23 protein-coding genes are annotated in these 20,101 nt (G+C 71.2%); 14 read left to right on the top strand and 9 right to left on the bottom strand.

What is annotated here, in order from left to right; all coding sequences use genetic code 11:
* Positions 1-114: 114 nt before the first annotated feature.
* Positions 115-804 carry a DUF305 domain-containing protein gene (locus FAF44_RS26715; RefSeq protein WP_237106016.1) on the bottom strand — a complete coding sequence of 230 codons (690 nt, stop codon included), beginning with the start codon at positions 802-804 and terminating at the stop codon, positions 115-117.
* Positions 805-947: 143 nt separating this feature from the next.
* Between FAF44_RS26715 and FAF44_RS26710 the strand changes: the two genes are divergently transcribed.
* Positions 948-1,229 (top strand): hypothetical protein, encoded by a 282-nt coding sequence (locus tag FAF44_RS26710; RefSeq protein ID WP_237106015.1) that lies wholly within the window; start codon positions 948-950, stop codon positions 1,227-1,229.
* A 2-nt stretch (positions 1,230-1,231) separates the two neighbouring features.
* Here the strand turns inward: FAF44_RS26710 and FAF44_RS26705 are convergent, their stop codons facing one another.
* Complete coding sequence (locus FAF44_RS26705; RefSeq protein ID WP_237106014.1) at positions 1,232-1,873, bottom strand: TetR/AcrR family transcriptional regulator; 642 nt, start codon at positions 1,871-1,873, stop codon at positions 1,232-1,234.
* Positions 1,874-1,939: 66 nt separating this feature from the next.
* Here FAF44_RS26705 and FAF44_RS26700 point away from each other — a divergent pair, with 66 nt between their 5' ends.
* The 3 genes from FAF44_RS26700 to FAF44_RS26690 all read left to right on the top strand — a co-directional run bounded on the left by FAF44_RS26700 (position 1,940) and on the right by FAF44_RS26690 (position 3,735).
* Positions 1,940-2,593: a hypothetical protein gene (locus tag FAF44_RS26700; protein WP_237106013.1), complete on the top strand. Its 654-nt coding sequence runs from the start codon at positions 1,940-1,942 to the stop codon at positions 2,591-2,593.
* Between the two features lie 15 nt (positions 2,594-2,608).
* On the top strand, positions 2,609-3,436 hold the full coding sequence (locus tag FAF44_RS26695) for an NAD(P)H-binding protein (RefSeq protein ID WP_237106012.1): 828 nt from the start codon (positions 2,609-2,611) through the stop codon (positions 3,434-3,436).
* A 140-nt stretch (positions 3,437-3,576) separates the two neighbouring features.
* Positions 3,577-3,735 (top strand): nitroreductase/quinone reductase family protein, encoded by a 159-nt coding sequence (locus tag FAF44_RS26690; protein WP_237106011.1) that lies wholly within the window; start codon positions 3,577-3,579, stop codon positions 3,733-3,735.
* Positions 3,736-3,742: 7 nt separating this feature from the next.
* On the opposite strand, the gene FAF44_RS26685 is transcribed toward FAF44_RS26690, so the two are convergent.
* Positions 3,743-4,636, bottom strand: coding sequence for a DUF4429 domain-containing protein (locus tag FAF44_RS26685; protein ID WP_237106010.1), 894 nt, complete (start codon positions 4,634-4,636; stop codon positions 3,743-3,745).
* On the opposite strand from FAF44_RS26685, the gene FAF44_RS26680 reads away from it, so the two are divergent.
* The 3 genes from FAF44_RS26680 (at position 4,578) to FAF44_RS26670 (ending at position 7,754) form a co-directional block, all read left to right on the top strand.
* Positions 4,578-5,459 carry an MgtC/SapB family protein gene (locus FAF44_RS26680; protein ID WP_308193381.1) on the top strand — a complete coding sequence of 294 codons (882 nt, stop codon included), beginning with the start codon at positions 4,578-4,580 and terminating at the stop codon, positions 5,457-5,459. The genes FAF44_RS26685 and FAF44_RS26680 overlap by 59 nt on opposite strands.
* 54 nt (positions 5,460-5,513) lie before the next feature.
* Entirely contained in the window at positions 5,514-6,536 is a 1,023-nt protein-coding gene (locus FAF44_RS26675; RefSeq protein WP_237106008.1) for a WGR domain-containing protein, read from the top strand.
* Positions 6,537-6,710: 174 nt separating this feature from the next.
* On the top strand, positions 6,711-7,754 hold the full coding sequence (locus tag FAF44_RS26670) for a PP2C family protein-serine/threonine phosphatase (protein WP_237106007.1): 1,044 nt from the start codon (positions 6,711-6,713) through the stop codon (positions 7,752-7,754).
* Between the two features lie 12 nt (positions 7,755-7,766).
* On the opposite strand, the gene FAF44_RS26665 is transcribed toward FAF44_RS26670, so the two are convergent.
* Positions 7,767-8,042, bottom strand: a complete 276-nt coding sequence (locus tag FAF44_RS26665) for a hypothetical protein (RefSeq protein WP_237106006.1) — start codon at positions 8,040-8,042, stop codon at positions 7,767-7,769.
* Positions 8,043-8,186: 144 nt separating this feature from the next.
* Here FAF44_RS26665 and FAF44_RS26660 point away from each other — a divergent pair, with 144 nt between their 5' ends.
* Positions 8,187-9,077 (top strand): NAD(P)H-binding protein, encoded by an 891-nt coding sequence (locus FAF44_RS26660; RefSeq protein ID WP_237106005.1) that lies wholly within the window; start codon positions 8,187-8,189, stop codon positions 9,075-9,077.
* A 14-nt stretch (positions 9,078-9,091) separates the two neighbouring features.
* Here the strand turns inward: FAF44_RS26660 and FAF44_RS26655 are convergent, their stop codons facing one another.
* Complete coding sequence (locus tag FAF44_RS26655) at positions 9,092-10,039, bottom strand: helix-turn-helix domain-containing protein (RefSeq protein ID WP_237106004.1); 948 nt, start codon at positions 10,037-10,039, stop codon at positions 9,092-9,094.
* A gap of 101 nt (positions 10,040-10,140) precedes the next feature.
* Between FAF44_RS26655 and FAF44_RS26650 the strand changes: the two genes are divergently transcribed.
* Positions 10,141-11,184 (top strand): saccharopine dehydrogenase NADP-binding domain-containing protein, encoded by a 1,044-nt coding sequence (locus tag FAF44_RS26650; RefSeq protein WP_237106003.1) that lies wholly within the window; start codon positions 10,141-10,143, stop codon positions 11,182-11,184.
* A gap of 18 nt (positions 11,185-11,202) precedes the next feature.
* On the opposite strand, the gene FAF44_RS26645 is transcribed toward FAF44_RS26650, so the two are convergent.
* The 4 genes from FAF44_RS26645 to FAF44_RS26630 all read right to left on the bottom strand — a co-directional run bounded on the left by FAF44_RS26645 (position 11,203) and on the right by FAF44_RS26630 (position 16,084).
* Positions 11,203-12,213 carry a LacI family DNA-binding transcriptional regulator gene (locus FAF44_RS26645; RefSeq protein ID WP_237106002.1) on the bottom strand — a complete coding sequence of 337 codons (1,011 nt, stop codon included), beginning with the start codon at positions 12,211-12,213 and terminating at the stop codon, positions 11,203-11,205.
* Positions 12,214-12,391: 178 nt separating this feature from the next.
* Positions 12,392-13,846, bottom strand: a complete 1,455-nt coding sequence (locus FAF44_RS26640; protein WP_237106001.1) for a non-reducing end alpha-L-arabinofuranosidase family hydrolase — start codon at positions 13,844-13,846, stop codon at positions 12,392-12,394.
* Complete coding sequence (locus tag FAF44_RS26635; protein WP_237106000.1) at positions 13,843-14,049, bottom strand: hypothetical protein; 207 nt, start codon at positions 14,047-14,049, stop codon at positions 13,843-13,845. The genes FAF44_RS26640 and FAF44_RS26635 overlap by 4 nt, the downstream gene beginning before the upstream one ends.
* A gap of 34 nt (positions 14,050-14,083) precedes the next feature.
* Positions 14,084-16,084, bottom strand: a complete 2,001-nt coding sequence (locus FAF44_RS26630) for an RICIN domain-containing protein (RefSeq protein ID WP_237105999.1) — start codon at positions 16,082-16,084, stop codon at positions 14,084-14,086.
* A gap of 529 nt (positions 16,085-16,613) precedes the next feature.
* On the opposite strand from FAF44_RS26630, the gene FAF44_RS26625 reads away from it, so the two are divergent.
* From FAF44_RS26625 to FAF44_RS26605, 5 genes are read left to right on the top strand one after another with little or no spacing between them, the layout of a single operon-like run.
* Positions 16,614-16,829, top strand: a complete 216-nt coding sequence (locus FAF44_RS26625; protein ID WP_237105998.1) for a hypothetical protein — start codon at positions 16,614-16,616, stop codon at positions 16,827-16,829.
* A complete protein-coding gene (locus tag FAF44_RS26620; RefSeq protein ID WP_237105997.1) occupies positions 16,826-17,482 on the top strand; it encodes an SRPBCC family protein in 657 nt (218 codons plus the stop codon). Before FAF44_RS26625 ends, FAF44_RS26620 begins: the two co-directional genes overlap by 4 nt.
* A gap of 25 nt (positions 17,483-17,507) precedes the next feature.
* On the top strand, positions 17,508-18,167 hold the full coding sequence (locus FAF44_RS26615) for a DUF998 domain-containing protein (protein ID WP_237105996.1): 660 nt from the start codon (positions 17,508-17,510) through the stop codon (positions 18,165-18,167).
* Positions 18,168-18,216: 49 nt separating this feature from the next.
* Positions 18,217-18,789 (top strand): TetR/AcrR family transcriptional regulator, encoded by a 573-nt coding sequence (locus FAF44_RS26610; protein ID WP_237105995.1) that lies wholly within the window; start codon positions 18,217-18,219, stop codon positions 18,787-18,789.
* Positions 18,773-19,873, top strand: a complete 1,101-nt coding sequence (locus FAF44_RS26605) for a S9 family peptidase (RefSeq protein WP_237105994.1) — start codon at positions 18,773-18,775, stop codon at positions 19,871-19,873. The genes FAF44_RS26610 and FAF44_RS26605 overlap by 17 nt, the downstream gene beginning before the upstream one ends.
* The last annotated feature ends 228 nt before the right edge of the window (positions 19,874-20,101 follow it).

The raw sequence follows: 20,101 nt of genomic DNA, 5'->3' as shown, positions 1-20,101 counted from the left end.
GCGATCGTCCGCTGAGATCGTCCACGCACGCGGGGTCTCACGCCGGGTCCGGCCGCCGCTGCGTTCCCGCGTGGGAGGAGCCCGGCCGAAGCCGCCGGGCGAGGGCGGCGAGAATCAGGTGCCCGTGCGTGCGGGCTCCGTGGGTGGCGGCCCGCCGGGTGAATGCGGCCCCGGCGTCATGCCCGGCATCCCTGGCATTTCTGGCATTTCTGGCATGCAGGGTGTGCTCTGTTGTCCGAACCACTGGACCAGGTACTGGCGCATCGTGCGGACTTCCGCCCACTGGTCGTCGCGCACCTTCTGGGCGAAGGCGGCGACCTCGGCGTGCGGTGCCTCGCCGTGCATGAGGAGCTGCTGCGACATCATGATCGCCATCATGTGGTGCGGGATCATGTACTGCAGGAACGTCTTGTCGAGCTGATCTCCGGAAAGCCCTGACAGGTCGGGCATCGTGCTCCCGCTCGGGCTCGGTGCCGGGCTCTGCGGGTACCACTGTTCCAGCCAGCCCTTCATCCTGGCGACCTCGGCGGTCTGCGTCGTGACGATCGACTGCCCGAGCTGCCGCATCTCGGGCCGGTCGGACCGCTGGAGCTGCCGTGCCGCGGTGATGGCGTCCTCGTGGTGCGGAATCATCTGCGACAGGTAGTCGTACTCACTGGTGACGGGGTGCATCTGCCCCATGCCGGGGCACGTCGGCCGCGGAGGTGGTGATGCCATGGCCGCCGCCGTGGCCCCTGAACCCAGGGTGCCGGCCGCCAGGAGTGCTCCGGCGGCGATCGCGGTTCTCACAGAGCGTCGCTTCATGCGTCCCCCTCACGCCGATTCGACACCTAATCCCACGGTAACCCCGCTGCTCCGACCGGCCGACGGGGGCCTCTTCCGTGGCTGCCCGCTGATCTTATCTCTTCAATATGCAATATAGACAGCGCAAACAATGGGAGGTGGCGATGGCCATCCCTGCCCTGGCCGGCTTCGCGGGCGTCCTGATGCGGAACATCGTCTTCACCGCGGCGGAGGCGCTCAGGTTCGGGACGGTCTCGGCCGCCGTCCACGACCGTGGCTCGGTGGTGGGCCTGTGGCGGCTGACCGACGCGCTGATGGCCTGCTTCTCCTCGGCGACGCCCGGCACCGTCGGCGGCGCCAGGCGCTTCGGCCTGGCCGGCCTGGTCGCCGCGTTCGGGTGGGGGGTCTGGATCGTCTCCTCCAGTGTCGTCCTGCTGGGTGTCTGACCTCATGGGGTGCCGGTCGGACGGCTCAGCAGTTCGCGGGCCAGCGCCTCACCCCACCACTGCTCGATCCGGTCGGGCGACCAGGAACACTCGGTGCGGAGCGTGGTGTAGACGTCGACGTTGCACAGGGCTGCGTAGATGTCGACGGCGGTGGGGACGTCCAGCCCGGGGCGGAGCGTGCCGTCCGGCCAGGAGGAGAACACCTGGGTGCGGTGCTCGCCGGCCTGCCGCCGGCCCAGCAGGTAGAAGTCCGCGAGGTCGGGTTCGGTACGGCCCGCGTCGCGTATCAGGTTGATGAGATCGCCCGCGCGCTCGAAAAGACGCCGGTCGTAGCCGGCCATCGCGGCCAGGTGCCGCCGGGGGTCGGCGGTGGCCTCCAGTTCGTCGATCGCCTGCGGCAGGTCCGCGGCCAGGTCCGCGGCGTCGGCCAGCGCCCAGACCAGCCCCGTCTTGTTCTGGTAGGCCGCGTACACGGTCGGTACGGCGACCCCCGCCTCCCGGGCGACGTCGCGCACGGTGGTCGCCGCCCATCCCTGCGACACGAACAGCCGGCGGGCGGCGTCGGAGATCTCCGCCCGCGTCTGATGTGCCTGCGCGACGCGGCGCAGCGAGTTGTAGCGGCGCCGCCCTGGCTCGTTCTCCATGATTGCATCCAGACTTTCCGTGGCTTATATTCAATATATGCTTGATAAATTCAACTGGTGGTCGCGGTGACCATCACCAGTCTGGCGGGTGCGGCAGGCATGGGATTCGTCCTGCTCGCGATCGTCGTCAACGTTCTCTACGTCCGCGCCGGGCTCCCGTTGCCCACCTCCGGCCACTCGCTGGAGGCGGCCACCGACGCGCTGGCCGGCATCGGCAAGCGGATCAACGCCCCCTCGGTGGTCGCACCGGCCACCTGGCTGTTCACCACCCTGTTCGCCGCCGGACTGCTCGCCGTGCTCTGGCGCGGCGACCAGGTCGGCAGCAACATCTGGGCCCTGGCCGGGTTCGCCGGCGTCCTCATGCAGAACGCCACCTTCATGGTGGTCGAATCGCTGCGCTTCGGGATGGCCGCCGCGGCCCGGCAGCATCGCGGCTCGGTGGCCGGGCTGTGGGCGTTCGGCAACGTGCTGTTCGGGTTCAACCAGGTCTTCCTGGCCATCGCGGTGCTCGGCTTCACCGCCGCCGGAGTGAGCCTCGCGTTCATCCCCGCCTGGCACGCGTGGCTGGGCTGGATCAGCGCGGCCCTGCTGTTCGTCTCCTCCACGGCCGCCCCGTACAACTCCGACAGCACCAACCGCATCGCGGTGACGGGCCTGCTCGGCTGGCTCGGCTGGGCCGCCTGGATCGTCGTCTACAGCATCGCCCTGCTGGGCGTCTGAGGAAGGAGCAGGCACATGATACTCGTGACCGGGGCCACCGGCCGGATCGGCGGCCGGGTCGTCCACGAACTGATCGCGGCGGGCGCTGCGGTGCGGGCGCTCACCAGGCGTCCCGACGATGTCCGGCTGCCCGGCGGCGCGGTGGCCGTGTACGGCGATCTCCTGGTGGCGGCGTCCGTCGAGCCGGCGTTCGAGGGGGTGGACGTGGCCTATCTGTTCCCCGTGCCCGGCTGGCCCGTCGCCGCCCTGCTGGCGGCGGCGCGCAAGGCCGGCGTCCACCGGATCGTCCTGCTGTCCTCGGCCCCGCTCCCCGGCGGGCCCGGCGTGATCGAGCGGCAGCATCGAGCCAACGAGGACGCCGTACGCGTCTCCGGCCTGCCCTGGACGTTCGTCCGGCCGAGCGCGCTCATGGCCAACGACCTGTCGTGGGCACCCGCGATCCGGGCCGAGGACACGGTCTACCAGGCGTTCCCCGACGCCTCGCTGGCACCGGTCGACGAACACGACGTCGCCGCGGTCGTCGCCGCCGCGCTGCTGGACGGCGATCGCGCGGGCCACACGTACGAGCTGTCCGGGCCGCAACCGCTGACCACCGTCGAACGGGTCGCCATCCTCGGCGAGGTGCTCGGGCGGCCCCTTCGCTTCACCGAGCTGTCTCCGCGGGAACTGCGCACGGCCCTCGCCGCCGGCCATCCACCCGCGGTCGCGGACGCCATGATCGGCATCCTGGCCGCCGCCACCGGCACGACCGCCCCGATCCTCCCGGGAGTGCACCAGGCCACCGGCGGCCCGCCGAAGACCTATGCCGAATGGGCCACCAGACACGCCAGCCACTTCCGCTGAAGCCGACGCGAGGCAACGCTCCCGTGGCACGACCGATGAGAGGTGCATGACATGGCCGTCAGCCACTCCGGCAAGGCCGCCGGGCCGACCGGACCGTACCGTGCGGGCCGGATCGTCCAGGCGGGAACGCGATCGTCGGCGTGCTCATCCGCGCGGGCCTGATCCCGCGCGGCCACCTGCTGACCACCCGGGGCCGCAAGAGCGGCCGCCTGCGCACCCAGCCGGTGGCGATCGTCGAACACGAGGGCCGGCGCTGGCTGGTCTCCCCGCTCGACGGCGACCCCTGGTCAGCGGGGTGACCTCGGGTCAGAGGCGATCGAGGAGTTCCGCCTTCTTGGAGGTGAACTCCTCGTCCGTGAGCAGCCCCTCCTTGTGCAGCCGGCCGAGTTCGCGGATGCGGTCGTAGACGCTGAGGGCGGCGGCCTCGGCCTCGGCGGAGGGCTGCGCGATCGCGGCCTGCCTGCTCCCCGCCGCCCTCGGTGCCGCCGTCCACAGGTGCGCCGTGACCGTCGCGGCCATCACCAGCGTCCAGGCGTCCTGCCTGGCGCTGTTCTCGGTGAGCAGGCAGGCGAAGTCCTTGCCCGGCTTGGCCGGTTTCGCGTCGGGGTCCCGCTGCCAGGTCACGATGCGCAGGTAGCCGTCGTTCATCGACTTCTGCGGGAACCATTCGATGCGCTGGATATCGGCCAGCGCGTACTCCATCCGGCGTTTCCTGGTCTTGGGGGAACTCGCGTCGTCGGACCACTCCAGCCGGACCGCCTGCCCGTCGAACATCGCCGTGCCCTCCGACGTCCGGATGTGCAGCGGCACGGGCGGGACGAGCGCGAGGGCGTACTCCTCCGGCGCGCGCTCGCCGTCGCCGTTCCTGGCCGCGTCGGCCGCGATCCGGATCTGGTCGGCGTGGTAGTCGGCGAGCAGTTCGGTGTCGGGCTCGCCGGTCAGCAGGAACGGCTGCGCCCGCTCGGCGAGCATCGGCCCGACGGCGGCGTAGGGGTCGGCGTGCTCGCGCAGCCGGAGCTGGAGCCGCCAGCCCTTCTTCCCCAAGGAGGTGAAATCGACCGCCGCGATGGCCGGCAGGGGGATCTCACAACGGGCGAGGACCTTCAGCAGCGCGTGGGTGCGCCACCGGGAGCTGTACTGAATGATGACCTTGTCCTCGCCCAGCAGCCATGTCGCCGTTTTTCCCTGCAACTCGTCCATACGAGGAAGTCTAGGAGCGGCGATCGCCATGACATCGAGGAGCAGGGAAGGATTCAGGGCCGCAGGAGCGCCGGCCGGTCGGGGGCTGGAATTCAGTTCCAGATCGGAGCCGGGAGCGCTCGGTCCGCGCTGGTCGGTTCACTCACTGGATGCCTGCGGGCTGGACAAAGTTCGTCCCGTGCTCTCTGACCGGAAGGAGGACCGTGCAACCCAGTCTCGAACTGGCCGACCTCGTGTTCCGCCTGGCCGCGGCGACCACGTCGCCGGCGTCCGCACGCACACGCTGGTGGCGGTGGGCGCGGCCGTCTTCACCGTCAGCGGGGCCTACGGGTTCGCCGACTTCGCCAGGGCCCCCGTCGTGGACCCGGCCAGGGTCGCGGCGCAGATCGCCTCCGGCATAGGCTTCATCGGCGCGGGGGCCATCGTCAAGGACGGCATCGTCGTGCGGGGCCTGACCACCGCGGCGACCCTGTGGCTCAGCGCCGCGCTGGGCATGGCGGCCGGGGCCGGGGCCTACCTGCCGGTCGCGGTCGGCCTGATCCTCGTGATGCTGGTGCTCGTCGCGCTGCGGATGGTCAAGCCGGCGGCGCGCGGCATCGCCCGCGCCGGCCCGTCGCTGCGGATCACCCACCGCCGGGACCACGACACGCTGGACACCATCCTGCGCACCGTGGAGGCGGCCGGGCCGAGGATCAAGCGCCTGTCGATCTCCGAGGACGGCCAGGAGCAGGCGGCCACGCGGACCGTCCTGCTGGAGATGGGCGAGCACCGCGAACACCGCCTGCTGCGGCCGGTCCGGCGGCTCGCCCGCCGCGGCCGGTAATGTCGGCCGCTCACCTGAACGGACCGCCCGGGATCGATGAGGAAAGGTGGGCGTGTGTCGGAGCCACGGTATTTCGAGAAGAGCGGCGGAGGTGTCGTGCGGCACTGGCAGATCAGCCGCGACGGCATCCGCTGTCATATGGCATGGGGGCAGGTGGGCGGCCGGACCCAGGGGATGAGCATGACGCTCGACGATGAGGAGCACGCCGAGCGGCACCTCAGGAAGAAGATCAGCGAGAAGCGGCGTCAGGGATACGTCGAGGTCGCGGCCGTCGGGACGGCCGCGCCCGCCGCCGGTGTCATGGCGGATGCGAAACTGCTCGACGTCATGCGGACGCAGGAGGAGCAGCGGCGCGAGGGGGCGTGGGCCGGCTACTGGGCGGGCTACGAGCCGGTCGAGGGGCAGGAAGGGGTGTTCACGAAGTTCCACGACTTCGCGGCCGGGCCCGGCCCCTTCCACGAGTACCTCGTCCTGAGCGCGGACGAGCGCCGGGGCCTGCACTTCGTCGTGAAGGCGCCCGGCCACGACCCCGGCCAGGTGGCGGCCTTCCTCGACTTCGTCCGCCCCCGCGTCGAGGTGGCCTTCGACGGCCGGTCCCACCACAAGGTCGCGCTGCCGTCCCGCATCGGCCAGTTCGATCACGTGCTGTTCTGCGCCCCCTCCCTGAACCACTACCGCTACGGCGGCCGGCTCGGTACGGTCCTGCCGATCCTCGGCTGCGAGATCGCCGACGAGGACACCGAGACGCTGGTCGAGGCCCGGTTGCGGGGACGCCACTCGATGCCTTCGACCACCTGGGACCGCGAGCCCTGTCCCGTGCTCGACCTGAGGTTCGACCTGCGCAGCGAGCACGGCTTCGAACTGCTCGGCGGCAGAACGGCGCTGCGGGAGAAGACGTTCAAGGTCTACCCGCGATCGATGCTGGACCGGGGGCTGCGGCTGCTGTCGGAGGCCGGGCAAGGCAGCCGGCTGGAGATCCGCAACCACCGGCGTGACGTCCTGGCCCTCACGCGGGCGGACCTGGAGCGGGGGACCCCCGCCGAGATCGACCGGTTCCTGCTGGGCGACTCCGCCTGACGAGGACGCCACGGGATCCGCCGGCACCCGGGACAGGTGTCCTGGGAGTGTCGCCTCGACAGGCGATTCGGCGTTCACTAGAAAAGGATCAGGTCCGGGACCTGCGGGATCGGGGTGCGGATGGATCCACTTTCCAGGAGGTGGCCCCGGTACGTCTCCTTCATACCGGCCGCCATGGTCGTCATCGGCGCCGTCTTCAACCTGCTGTCCCCGCGCTACTACTGGGGCGACTACATGCTGGGCGCCGCGGTCGTGGTGGCGGGGGCGCTGCTGTCGCGACGGCACACGATCGCGGTCGCGGTGGCCATCGTGCTGGTCCAGCTCGCGTTGCTGGTCAAGGACGGCTGGCTCGGCCACGCCGTCGGCGCGCTCTCACTGATCGCCGCGGTGTTCACCGCGCTCGTGGGCCTCGGGGTGAACCAGGTGGTCACCGGGCACAGCCGCCGGCTGCAGGCGGCGCGGTCCGTCGCCGAGGCCGTCCAGCGTGCCGTGCTGCCCACGCCACCGGCGCGGGTCGGGCCGCTGGCCGTCGCCGCGGTCTATCGGACCGCGCAGACCGAGGCCCTGATCGGCGGCGACGCCTACGCCGTCCAGGCCACGCCGTTCGGCACCCGGCTGCTGATCGCGGACGTGCGGGGCAAGGGCCTGGACGCGGTCGGCACGGTGGCCGTCCTGCTGGGCACCTTCAGGGATGCGGCGGAGCAGGCGCCCGACCTTGTGCTGCTGGCCGAGCACCTGGAACGCGCGCTGGTCAGGGAAGCCTCCTCGCGTGAGGAGGTCGTCCGGATGGAGGGGTTCGTCACGGCGGTGCTCGGCGAGATCACGCTGGGCGCCGACCGGGTGCGCCTGCTGAACTGCGGCCACCCCTCGCCGTTCCTCCTTCAGGGGGACACGGTGTCCTGCCTGGATCCCGGGGAGCCGAGCCTCCCTCTGGGCATGAGCCACCTGGGCGTGCCACGGGCGCGGCCCGACGAGTGGCCCTTCCCGATCGGGAGCACGCTCCTGCTCGTCACCGACGGGGTGACCGAGGCCCGGGGCCGCACCGGGACGTTCTACGACCCGGCGCGCCGGCTCGCCGGACGGGGCCCGTTCCGGCAGCCCGAGGAGGCGGTCGAGGTGCTGGTGCGCGATGTCGAGCGCTGGGCCGGCGGTCCGCGCGACGACGACATGGCGATCCTGGCGATCACCCGGCGCGCCGATGGACCGGCCGCTCCGTGACCGGTCCGCGCCTCAGTCGCCGCCGAAGTCGCCTCCGCCGCGGCCGAAGTCCCCGCCCGCGCCGCCCCCGAAGTCCGGGGGCCGCCTGCGGACCTCCCGTTGGATCTCCTCGTTCCTGCGCCGCATCTGATTCCAGGACTTCCGGTCGATCTCCGGCGGCCGGTTGTTCCAGTGGTCGTTGTTCGGCTTCGGGATCCCGCGCCAGCCGGGATGCTCGTCGCTGTCGCTGCTCGAGCCGACCAGGTAGATGAACGCGACGATGATCGCTATGCCCAGCAGGACTTCCATGGGCGACTCCTTCGCCGGCGCGCTGCCCCGGCCGCGTGCCTGTCGTTCCGTTCAGGGTGCCTTTTCGCGCCGGGCCGGGCAACCGTTCTGCGGATTCACAGTCGCGGCCAGGATCCGGCCACATCTCCCCGTACGTTGGGCGTCATGGAGATCGCCATCACCGCACCATCGGGAAACGTCGGGCGCTACCTGGTCGGTCACCTGGTCCGCGCCGGTGTCCGTCCGCGGCTGCTGAGCCGCCACCCCGAGCGGCCCCGCGCCACCTGGGGCGACCTCGTCGACGCCCGCGAGGTGGACCTGCGGGACGCCACCGCGGTCACCGAGGCGACCCGCGGCGTGGACGCGCTCTACCTGGTCGTGCCGCCCGGCGCGTCCGGCGACCCCGTGGCCGCGTACGCCGAGGTCGGCGAGATCGTCGCCGCCGCGGTCGCCGCGAACCGGGTCTCCCGCACCGTCCTGCAGAGCAGCGTCGGCGCGGAGCTCCGCGAGGGGGCCGGCGAGATCGACGGGCTGGCCCGCGTCGAGGAGACGCTGGACCGGGTCGTCGCCGCGGACGCCGGCCTGGCCGTCACCCACCTGCGGTGCGGCTACTTCTTCAGCAACCTGCTGTTCGAGCTCGACGCCATCCGCTCCGGCACCGTGTCCGTGCTGCTGCCCACCGGCAAGCCGTTCTCCTGGGTCGCGCCGGCCGACATCGCCGGGGTGGCCGCGTCCCTGCTGCTGCGCGCCGGCTGGTCGGGACGCCGGGTGCAGGCCGTGCACGGACCACGGGACCTGTCCTGGGACGACGCCCTGGCCGTGGTCGGCGACGTCCTGGGCCGCACGGTCACCGCCCGGCGGGTCGCCGATGACGACACGCGCGCCGCGCTGGCCGCCGCCGGCATGTCCCCGGGGCAGGTCGAGGCCGTCATGGGCATGTCGACCGGGCTGCGCGACGGGTTCGTCCCCGAGCAGCCGAGGACCCCGCTGACCACGACCGACACGACGCTCGGAGCATGGGCCCTGGCCGAACTCCGGCCCGCGATCGACGGATGAGGGAACGGCGGCGCTCAGGCGCGGAACGTCCGGCGATAGGTGTCCGGCGGCACGCCGACCGTGCGCTGGAAGTGGCGGCGCAGCGTCGTCGCCGTGCCCATGCCCGCGGCCGAGGCGATGGTGTCGACGCTGTCGTCCGTGGTCTCCAGCAGTTCCTGCGCGCGGCGGAGCCGCTGCGTCAGCAGCCACCGCAGCGGGGTGGTGCCGGTCACCGAGCGGAAGTGGCGGGTCAGGTGGCGCGAGCTCATGTTCGCCTGGCGGGCCAGGTCCTCCACGGTGAGCGGTCGGTCCAGCCGCCGCATCACCCAGGTGAGCAGCTCGGCCAGGGGATGGCCGTCCTGGGCGGGCACCGGCGTGGTGACGAACTGGGCCTGGCCGCCGGCCCGGTGGGGCGGTACGACCAGGCGGCGGGCGACCACGTTGGCGACCGCCGAGCCGTGGTCGCGGCGGACCAGATGCAGGCACAGGTCCATCGCCGCGGCCTTGCCCGCTGAGGTGAACACGTCGCCGTTGTCGACGTAGAGCACGTCCGGATCGACCCGCACCCTGGGGTAGCGCGCGGCCAACTCCTCGGTGTGGGCCCAGTGCGTGGTCGCGCGCAGCCCGTCCAGCAGGCCGGCGGCGGCGAGCACGAACGCGCCCGTGCACAGGGAGACCACCCGCGCGCCCGCCTCGTGCGCCGCGCGCACCGCCTCGACCAGGTCGGCCGGCGGGTCCACCGCGACGTCCGCCAGCGCGGGGACGATCACCGTGCCGGCCTGCGCCAGCCGGTCGAGCCCGCAGTCCGGCTCCAGCAGGAACCGGCCGACCCGGACGGCACGCGTGCCGCACACGCTGACGTCGTACCAGGGGCCCGGCAGGGCGTCCGGGGCGGAGCCGAAGACCTCGCAGGCCAGGCCCAGCTCGAAGTGCAGCATCCCGTCGGTGGCGGCGACCGCGACGGAGCGCGGGGCGGAACTCATGTCGGAAATTGTACGGGTCATGTCATTCCAGACACTGGCACCGTCGCTCCGGCGGGGCCAGGATTTCCGGCGTGGATCACTTCGAGCACGCGGGAGCAGGCATGGGATCGGGTCGGAACGTGGCGGTGTTCGGCGCTTACGGACACACCGGGCGGTTCGTGGTCGCGGAGGCGCGCGAGCGCGGACACGTCCCGCTGCTGCTCGGCCGGGATCAGGACAAGCTGCTGGCGCTGGCGCGGGCACAGCCGGGGCTCGAGACACGGCAGGCGTCGGTCGACGATCCGGCCTCGCTCGACCGCGCGCTGAACGGCGCGGACGCCGTGATCAACTGCGCGGGGCCCTTCGCCACGACCGCCGCCCCGCTGGTCGAGGCGGCGCTGCGCGCCGGCATCCCGTACGTCGACGTGGCGGCCGAGATCGAGGCGAACCTCGACACGTTCGCGCACTTCGCGGCGCGCGCCCGCGCCGCGGGCACCGTGGTGGTCCCGGCGATGGCCTTCTACGGCGGCCTCGGCGACCTGCTGGTCACCACCGCGATGGGCGACCGGACGGCGGCGGACGAGGCGCACATCGCCTACGGCCTGAGCAGTTGGCACCCCACCGCCGGGACGCTCGCCTCGGGCACGGTCTCGGGGCAGCGGCGGGCCGGTCGCCGGGTCCGCTTCACCGGCGGACGGCTGGAGTACCACGATGACGCCCTGCCGACCCTGGAGTGGCCCTTCCCGGCTCCGCTCGGCCCGCAGCGCGTCATCGGCGAGTTCACCATGGCCGACGTCGTCACCGTGCCCAGCCACCTCGACGTCCCTGAGGTGCGCACCTACCTGACCGTCAAGGCGGCCGGGGACCTGTCCGCCCCCGGCGCCCCGGCGCCGGCCGCCGTGGACGAGCGCGGACGCTCCGCGCAGACCTTCGTCGTGGACGTCCTCGTCCGCTCCGGCGGCACGGACCGCCGTGTGGTCGCCACCGGCCAGGACATCTACGCCGTCAGCGCGCCGCTCGCGGTGGAGGCCGTCGATCGCGTCCTCACCGGCCGGGTCAGAACCACCGGAGTCGCCTCGGCGGGCGCGGCCTTCGACGCCGCCGACTTCCTGGCCGCCCTGTCGCCGCACCTCGCGCTGCACGTCCCGCTCGACTCGCGCGGCTGACCGGTGCGGACGGCGCGCTCAGGCGGGAGGGGCCGTGCTCTCCCGCACGACGAGCTCGGTGGCCAGCTCGACGCGGTTGTGCGCCGGCGGTTCGCCGCGGGCGAGCTTCAGCAGCAGTTCGGTGGCCGCGGCGGCCATCTGGCCGAGCGGCTGGCGGATGGTGGTCAGCGGGGGGATGGCCCATCGTACGGACGGCATGTCGTCGAAGCCGATCACGCTGAGGTCGGCGGGGATGCGCAGGCCGAGCTGGTGGGCCGCGTGGTAGACGCCGATGGCCTGGCCGTCGTTGGCGGCGAAGATCGCGGTGGGCGGGTCGGGCAGGCGCAGCAGGCGGTGCGCCGCGGCCAGGCCGCCTTCGATGAGGAAGTCGCCCCGGTCGGTCAGCTCGGGATCGACGGGCACGCCCGCCAGGTCGAGCGCGGTGCGGTAACCGTCGAGGCGGGCCCGGCTGGACAGTGCCGAGTCGGGCCCGGTGATGATGGCGATGCGGCGGTGCCCGAGCTCCAGCAGGTGGCGGGTGGCGGTGAGCCCGCCGTTCCAGTTGCCGGCGCCGACCGACGGGATGGTGCGTGCGGGGGCGTCGGCGGGATCCAGCAGGACCAGCGGGACCTCGCGGCGGGTGAGCTGTTCGTGCTGCGTCTCGGTCAGGCCGGAGAACACCGCGATCACGCCGCTGGGACGCCGCCGCAGCACCCCCTCCAGCCAGGCGTCTCCCGCGGACGGATCGCCCCGCAGGTCCGACACCACCACCGTCAGCTCGTGCGCGGACGCCACCCGCGCCACGCCCTTCGTGATCTCCACGGGGTAGTCGCCCTCCAGCGCGTGGAAGACCAGCTCCACCAGGGCGGCCCCGGTGGACCGGCGGCGCTGACGCCGGTAGCCGTGCCGGCGGATGAGCTCTTCGACGGCGGCGCGGGTCTCGGAGGAGACCTCGGAGCGGCCGTTCACGACCTTGGAGACCGTCGCGGTGGAGACGCCGGCCAGCTCGGCGAGCTGGGCGATGGTGAGGGGGGACGACTCTGCGGTCATGGCGGCAGTCTAGTCAGACAGGGCTGACGGGAGCGTGGCCGCTGACCAAGATCAATTCCTCTGCGCCCCTGGTCAGGTGGTGCTCGTGGGCCCTGGACACGGCGGACGCTCCCAGTCGCGGTGTCCAGGGCCCGGTTCACAGCAGGATCACCGGGAGAAGCCGGTCGGCGTCACGCCGTCAGCGCTGCAGCGTCAGCAGGCCCGGCCGGTAGGGCAGCAGGCCGTAGTCGCCGCCGGAGCTGGGGCTGCGTCCCTGGTAGAGCAGTTGCAGGTTGCAGGGGTCGACGGTGAACGTCTGGTCGGCGCCGGCGCGGATCAGTTCGCCGTGGCTGATGTCGTTGGTCCAGGTGGCGCCGCTGTTGGCCTTGCCGGCGAAGGGGTTGCTCTCGGTGGCGGCCTGCGGCGTCCAGGAGCCGTTCAGGCTGGTGGCGGTGAACGAGCGGAAGTAGCGGCCCTGCGCGCCGATCGCCTCGACGATCATCAGGTACTTGCTCTGGCCCTGGAGCTTGTAGACCTGCACGGCCTCGAACAGGTTGTTCGTCGTGTCGCTCATGATCACCGTCGAGGTGGTGCCGAAGCTGCCCGGGAAGTTCCCGATGGGCATACTGGCCCGGTAGATCTTGCCGTTGTCCCCGGCGAAGAACAGGTACATGTTCGTGCTGTCGCCGATGAGCGTCTGGTCGATGGGGCCCGTCCCCGAGCCCGAGATGCTCCCGGAGAAGAGCACCTGCTGCGCCGACCAGCCGTTCGGGTTGGTGGGGTCGCTGGAGGTCCGGTAGGAGAACGCGGTGCCGCCCCACTGGTAGGCGAGCACCCAGATGTTCCGCGGGGCGAAGTAGAAGAGCGTGGGCGCGACGGTCGAGGAGGACATCGTGTTCTGACTGGCCGAGGCCATTTCAGACCAGTTGGTGAAGAGACCGAAGTTCATCGAGCCCCAACTCGTCCCCGTGTCGTGCGTGGTGGCGTAGACGAGGTGCCTGCCGTTGTAGGGGGCGACGGTGAAGTCCTTGAGCGAGACCCACCCGGACCTCGGGGTCGCCAGCGATCCCGTCGAGGTCCAGCGGTAGGTCGAGGGAAGATCGCACTGGCCGGGGTTGCCGCCGCCGTCCACCCGGACGAGTTGCCACTGCTGGTTGGCGCCGCTCCAGTCGTCGTACTGGACGACGTTCGCGCCGTCGGCGGTCGAGGCGCCCTGCACCTCCAGGGCCTTGCCGCTGTGGCGCGAGATGAACCGCACGTACCCGTCCGGGCTGTCGGCCAGACGCCACTGCTGGTTCGTGCCGTTGCCGTCGGCCCACTGCACGATGGCCCCGCCGTTGGCGGTGGAGAAGTTGTAGACGTCGAGCACCTTGCCGGAGTGCCGGGATTTGACGCGGTAGTAGCCGCCGCCGGAGTCGACGAACTGCCACTGCTGCTGGTTCTGGTCGTTCCTGGTCCACTGGGTGATCCGGCCGCCGTCGGCGGTCGAGAGGTTGTAGACGTCCAGGGCCTTGCCGCTGTTGCGGTTGACCAGGACGTACCAGGCGTTGGTGTCCACGGTGGCCGCGACGGCGGGCTGTGTCTGCAGGGCGGCGAACAGGCTCGCCAGTAAGGTGGCCACCGTCGCGACGACGGCCAGGGATCTGAGTTTCACGATGTGCTCCGATTCATCTTCAGGAGGTTCACGTACGTCGCGTCACCCAGCTCGCCGGCGGCCACGGCGGCGCCGAAGTAGCGGCCGCCGCGCTCGGCCGCGGAGGCGCCCAGGGCCGAGGCGGCGTCGGCCGGCCCGGTGAGCGCCACCGAGGGGCCGACGGCGGTCAGCCCAGTGGTGAACATGGACAGGAGTCGTTTCATGGACGGGCGGTACCTTCCTGTTCGACGCGTTCTGTCAGGGGGTGGTGAGGTCGAAGCGGCGCACCGTGACCGCGCCGCCGAGAGACTGGGTGGCGTAGTTGAAGATCCCGAAGCGGTAGCCCATGAAGAACTGCCAGGCGTTGGTCAACGTGAAGGCCGGGCCGAGGCTCACGAAGGTGCTGCCGTCGGTGCTGTAGGAGAAGCGGGCCTGCCGGCCGGAACCGGGGCGGACGTCGGCGCTGACCCGCAACCAGATGCGGTCGCCCGAGATGTTCGCGCTCGCCGCCTCGGTGCCGGTGCCGGTCGTCTGCCAGGAGCCGTTCATGGTCAGGCCGTTGGTCATCACGACCCGGCTGACGCCGTTGTCGCGTTTGACGCCGATCCAGGCGGACTGGTCGCGCAGCATGGCCAGCCCGGCGCGGTCGCCGCCCGCCATCTGCGCGTGGTCGAGTTCGATCGTCGCCGTCGAGGACGGGCCCTGGATGCGGTGGGTCAGGGTGTTGCGGGCGTTGTAGAGGTCGTTCGTGACGGTCGCGGTCTGCAGGCGCAGGCCGTTGCCGGTGGAGAAGCGGCCGGTGTCGGGGTTGTGGTTCCACTCCCAGCGGTGGCCGAGGCTGCCCGAGGAGAAGGTGTCGGGGCCGATCATGGACGCCACGGTGCGGCTGGTCTGGATGTTCGGCCTCGGGTAGGTGACGCCCCAGCCGCCGTTGACGGTCTGCACGACCGGCCAGTCACCGGTCCAGGTGATCGGCGCGAGTGCCGGGACGCGCCCGCCGGGGTAGGCGTCCACGAACGCCATGTAGTACCAGTCGCCGTTCTGCGTCTGGACGAGCCCGCCCTGGTGCGGCACGCCGCCGCCGGTGATGGGGCCGGGCAGGTCGAGCAGGACCTGACGCATCTCGTACGGGCCCCACGGCGAGGTGGAGCGGAGCACGTACTGGCCGTTGGCGGGGCGGGTCAGCCAGATGTAGTAGTAGCCGTTGCGCTTGTAGAAGCGGGAGCCTTCCAGGGTGCCGACGTTGCCCGGGGTCTGGAAGACCTGCTGGGCGCGTACCTGGCTGGTCCCGTCGGCCGAGAGCTGGGCGACGCTGATGGTGCCGTTGCCGTAGGCGACGTACATGGTGTCGTCGGTGTCGACGAGCAGGCCGGCGTCGTAGTAGCAGTTGCCGATCTGCGCGCGTTTGGTCCACGTGCCGTCCACGGCGGCGGCGGTGTAGACGTAGGTGCGGTTGAACTCGACGCAGCCGAGCCAGTAGTAGGTGCTGTTGCTGGGCCGGTAGTTCAGCGTCGAGGCCCAGATGCCCTTCACGTACGCCCGGCCGCCGTTGAGGTCGTAGGCGCCCGAGCCGAAGTCGAGCTTCGGGACCGAGTGGCCGGCGTACTCCCAGTCGACGAGGTTGTAGGACCGCAGGATCGGCGCGCCCGGCGAGTAGTGCATCGTCGAGGCCGAGTAGTAGTAGGCGTCGCCGACCCGGATGATGTCGCCGTCGGCGAAGTCCTGCCAGACGACCGGGTTGGTGTAGGCGTCGCCCGCGTTGACCGGGACGAGTTGCCACTGCTGGTTGGCGCCGTCCCAGTCGTCGTACTGGACGATGTTCGCGCCGTCGGCGGTGGCGGCGTTCTGGACCTCCAGGGCCTTGCCGCTGTGCCGGCTGATGAGTCTCACGTGGCCGCCCGCCGAGTCGGCCAGGCGCCACTGCTGGTTGGCGCCGTTGCCGTCGGCCCACTGGACGACGGCCGCGCCGTTGGCGGTGGAGAAATTGTAGACGTCGAGCACCTTGCCGGAGTGCCGGGATTTGACGCGGTAGTAGCCGCCGCCGGAGTCGACGAACTGCCACTGCTGCTGGTTGCCGTTGTTGCGGGTCCACTGGGTGATGCGGCCGCCGTCGGCGGTCGAGAGGTTGTAGACGTCCAGGGCCTTGCCGCTGTTGCGGTTGACCAGGACGTACCAGGTGTTGGTGTCGACCGTCGCGGCCGACGCCTGGGGCGTGATGAACACGCTCACGACGAGTAACGACGAGAGAATCGCGAGCACGCGTCTCACAGGAACCTCCAGAGGTTGTCGTCGGCACTGACCCGGGGTTGTTAGCGTTAACATTCGATCTTGGAGAGCGGCGTGGATCCGTCCGGTGAATGCGTTGTCGCGGAGTACATCCGACGGTTCGGCCGGGCGTCAACAACGGCCGCGCCTGGCCGGTCTGGGCGGTGTCGCCGCAACGCCCTCCCGCCTGGAGTTTCGCCTCCACGGCGGTGGTGTCACGTCGCTCGTGCGGGTGAAAGTTTCACGGAATCACCCGTCGATGACTGGGTAAGTTGCGACTGATCTCGTGTTAACTTGCTGTCGCCGAATTCCCGTCCGAACCGGGTCGCCTGCGCCTTGCGGCGACCATGGCACCTGTATCCAGGGGTCGCGCGTAACACGCCGGGCCGCCCGACTCCGTCAGGGGCGGGCGAAAGTGGCGACGGGTTCGTGGCTCGGGTGAGTGGCCGGCCATCAACGTGATCTTAGTTAAGTTTCTGCAAGCTGGCTCGCGGTTCTATATCAGCCTTGACTTATATAAGCCTTGAGTGGGATTGTTGGCCCGTGCAACGCACTCGACGTGCTCGGCGGGGAGGTCGGCAGGCAGATGGAGCGCTTTCGCCGGTTCTGGAGCCGGTACCTGGACGCGCTGGGCGCCGAACTCGCGCGCACCCGGCGCGAACGCCGCCACCCGCCCGCCGGGACGCCGTCCGAGGAGCGACGACCAGGCCCGAACGACGAGGAGGAAGAAGACGAATGATCGACATCGTCAACCAGATCAACGCCACCCGGCGGGAGATCGGCAACCAGCCGGTCGCCGCCGGCGCGGGACGCTCGCTGCTGTTGCGGCGCACGTACGACGCCTCGATCGAGGACGTGTGGAGCGCCTGCACCGACCCCGACCGGATCGGCAGGTGGCTCACCCCGATCGAGGGCGACCTGCGGCTCGGCGGCACGTTCCAGCTCAAGGACAATGCCGGCGGGGAGATCCTGCGCTGTGAGAAGCCCCGGCTGATCAAGGTGACCTGGGTGCTGGGGGATGCCATGCCCACCGAGGTCGAGGTGCGCCTGACGCCCGGCGGCGACGGGACAATCCTGGAACTGGAGCATGCCGCACCCGCCGAGACCGTCGACGAGATGGCGCGCACGTACGGGCCCGGCGTCACGATCGGCATCGGAGTCGGCTGGGACCTCGCGCTGCTCGGCCTCGACCTGTTCCTGCGCGGCGTCACGTTCGACCCCGCGACCTGGGGCGACACGGCCGAGGGGAAGGAGTTCGCCGCCGCCGGCTGCCGCGCCTGGGGGCCCGCGGTCCAGGCCGCCTGGGGCACCGGCGACGACGACCTCGCCGCGGCCGTCGCGTTCGCCATCGGGCACTTCGCCCCCGAGGCCGGCGGGGACGGCGACAGATGACCCGCCGCGCGGCCGGAGCGGGTCGATGACCGGGCACCTCACCGCGACCGGCGGGGCGACGCGGACGCTGCTGACCTGCGGCGCCGTCGCCGGTCCGCTCTACATCGTCGTGGTCGTGCTGCAGGTGCTCACCAGGGACGGGTTCGACGTCGGCCGGCACCCGGCCAGCATGCTGAGCAACGGTGAGCACGGATGGATCCAGGTCGCCAACTTCGCGGTCAGCGGCCTGCTGTTCGTGGCGGGAGCGGCCGGCCTGCGCCGGGCTCGGGGTCCGGCAGGCTGGGACGGCACCTGGGGGCCGCGGCTGGTGGGCGTCTTCGGCGCCGGGATGGTCGCCGCCGCCTGCTTCTCCGCCGACCCCGCCGACGGTTTCCCGCCGGGCACGCCCCTCGGCCCGCCCACGGGCATGAGCACGCCCGGGATGATGCACTTCCTGGTCTCCGAGGTCGCCTTTCTCGCGCTGCTCGTCGCGTGTTTCGGGTACGGCCGGCGGTTCGGGGCGGCCGGTCGCCGCGGCTGGGCCGCCCTCAGCACGGTTACCGGCGTGCTCTTCCTGGCGGCCTGGGTCTCGATGTTCGCGCTGCAGGGTTCCCGGGTGGCCAATGTCGCCTTCGCCCTCGCCATCGCGCTCGTCCTGGCCTGGGCGTCGCTGCTGGCCGCGTACCGGCTGACCCGGCGCACCTGAGGTCCGGAGCGGGTATACACCGTTAACCTGAAAGGTATACGGTGTATACATGGGGACTGCGGAAAAGATCGCCGAAGTGGCTCGGGACATCCTCGTACGCGAGGGCTCCGAGGCGGTGAGCATGCGCCGCGTGGCCGACGCCGTGGGTGTCACCGCGATGGCCATCTACAAGCACTATCCGAACCGGCAGGCGCTGCTGCAGGCCGTGGCCGACGCGACCTCCCGCGAGCTGGCGGCCGGCTGGGGAACCCGCGCCCCCGGGGGCGACTGGCAGAGCAGGGTGTCCGGCCTCCTGCACGACTTCCTCGACTTCGCCCTCGGCAGCCCGCACCTGTACACGTTCCTGATGACCGATCGGAGGGAGCAGGCCAGGCACTTCCCCGACGACTTCAAGGGCGGCGGCTCGCCCACCTTCGAGCGGATCGTGGCGCTCGTCGAGGAGGGCATGGCGGCCGGGATCCTGCGCGCGGACGTGCCGCTGGAAGCCGCGCTGGCGCTGACCTCCTCGGTCCAGGGCCTGGTCCAGCTCTACCTGGGCGGGCGCATCGGGCTGGACGAGCCCGCCTTCCGTGACCTGTGCGAGCGGAACGTACGGAGGATCCTCGATGGCCTCCATGCTTAGGAAGGCCCTGGTCGCCGGCCTGGCGCTGCTGGTGATCGCGGTCGGGTGCGGCGCCTGGCTCGGCAGCGACGCGAGCGTGCGGGTCGTCCACTACGGCACGGGCAACACGAACGTGCTCGCCACCGGCGACGGAACCATCACGCTGACCGAGACGCACGAGACTTCCAAACCCGGCGTCTACTGGCTGGAGTGGACGGGCTCCTTCACCATGCTGGGCGACATCGTGAGCCGATCGCCGGGGCGGATCACCCGCGAGGTGCTGCGCGGGCCCGCGCCCTCCGTGGGCACGCCGGGCCACTTCGGCAACGTGCCGCCCGGCGATCCCCAGGTGACCTGGGACATCGGCTTCTCCGAGATCATGGTTCCGACCGAGCTGGGCCCCGCCCCGGCCTGGTACGTGCCGGGCAGGGGGAGCACGTGGTTCGTGGCCGTGCACGGGCAGAACGGGCGGCGCAAGGCCGAACTGAAGGTCCTGCCGGTGGTGCACGAACTCGGCCTGCCCTTCCTGGCCATCAGCTACCGCAACGACGAGGGCGCGCCGGGCTCCCCCGACGGGCTGCTGCACCTGGGCGACTCCGAGTGGCGCGACCTGGAGGCGGCGCTGCGCAGGGCGCGGCAACTCGGGGCCACCCGGTTCGTCCTGTACGGGACGTCGATGGGCGGGCAGATCGTCGGACAGTTCCTGGCCAGGTCGGAACTCGCCCCACTGGTCGACAAGGTGATCATGGACGCGCCGATGGTCGACGTGCGGATGACGTCCGAGCAGGGCGCACGCAACCAGCACCTGCCCGGCTTCATCGCCGCGCTGTCGAACCAGGTCGTCGAATGGCGGACCGGGGTTGACGTGGAACGGCTCAGCATGATCCGCTACCCGCCGAAGGTCAGGCCACCCCTGCTGCTGATCCACACCAGTCCGGACGCCGACCACCCCATCGAGGAGGCCCGCGGCCTGGTGGCCACGGGTGCACGGCTGAGCTGGGACATCAGGTTCGAGGAGTTCGCGCAGGGCGAGCACACCGAGGCCTGGAACGTCGACCGCACCCGCTACGACCACGCCGTACACACCTTCCTGGCCGCGCGCTGACCACAACAGGACCCAGGGGGGTGGCGACTCTTGGTTTTCGACTTCGACGTTCCCGACGAACCGAAGGTGGCAGAAATGCTCCACGCTGATCCGGCGAAGTCGGACAGCTATGTCGTGATATCGCTGTCGAGCGTAGAAGAGTGAGTCATTGAGGGCCGTACGGGGCTGTTCCTCTGCCCGGCGCCGAACCCGCCGCCCGTGGTTCGGGCGGCGGGGTTTTCTCTGAGA

The organism is Nonomuraea sp. MG754425 (assembly GCF_021699195.1).
GTDB lineage: Bacteria > Actinomycetota > Actinomycetes > Streptosporangiales > Streptosporangiaceae > Nonomuraea.
This window is presented reverse-complemented; position numbering and strand designations above follow the sequence as displayed.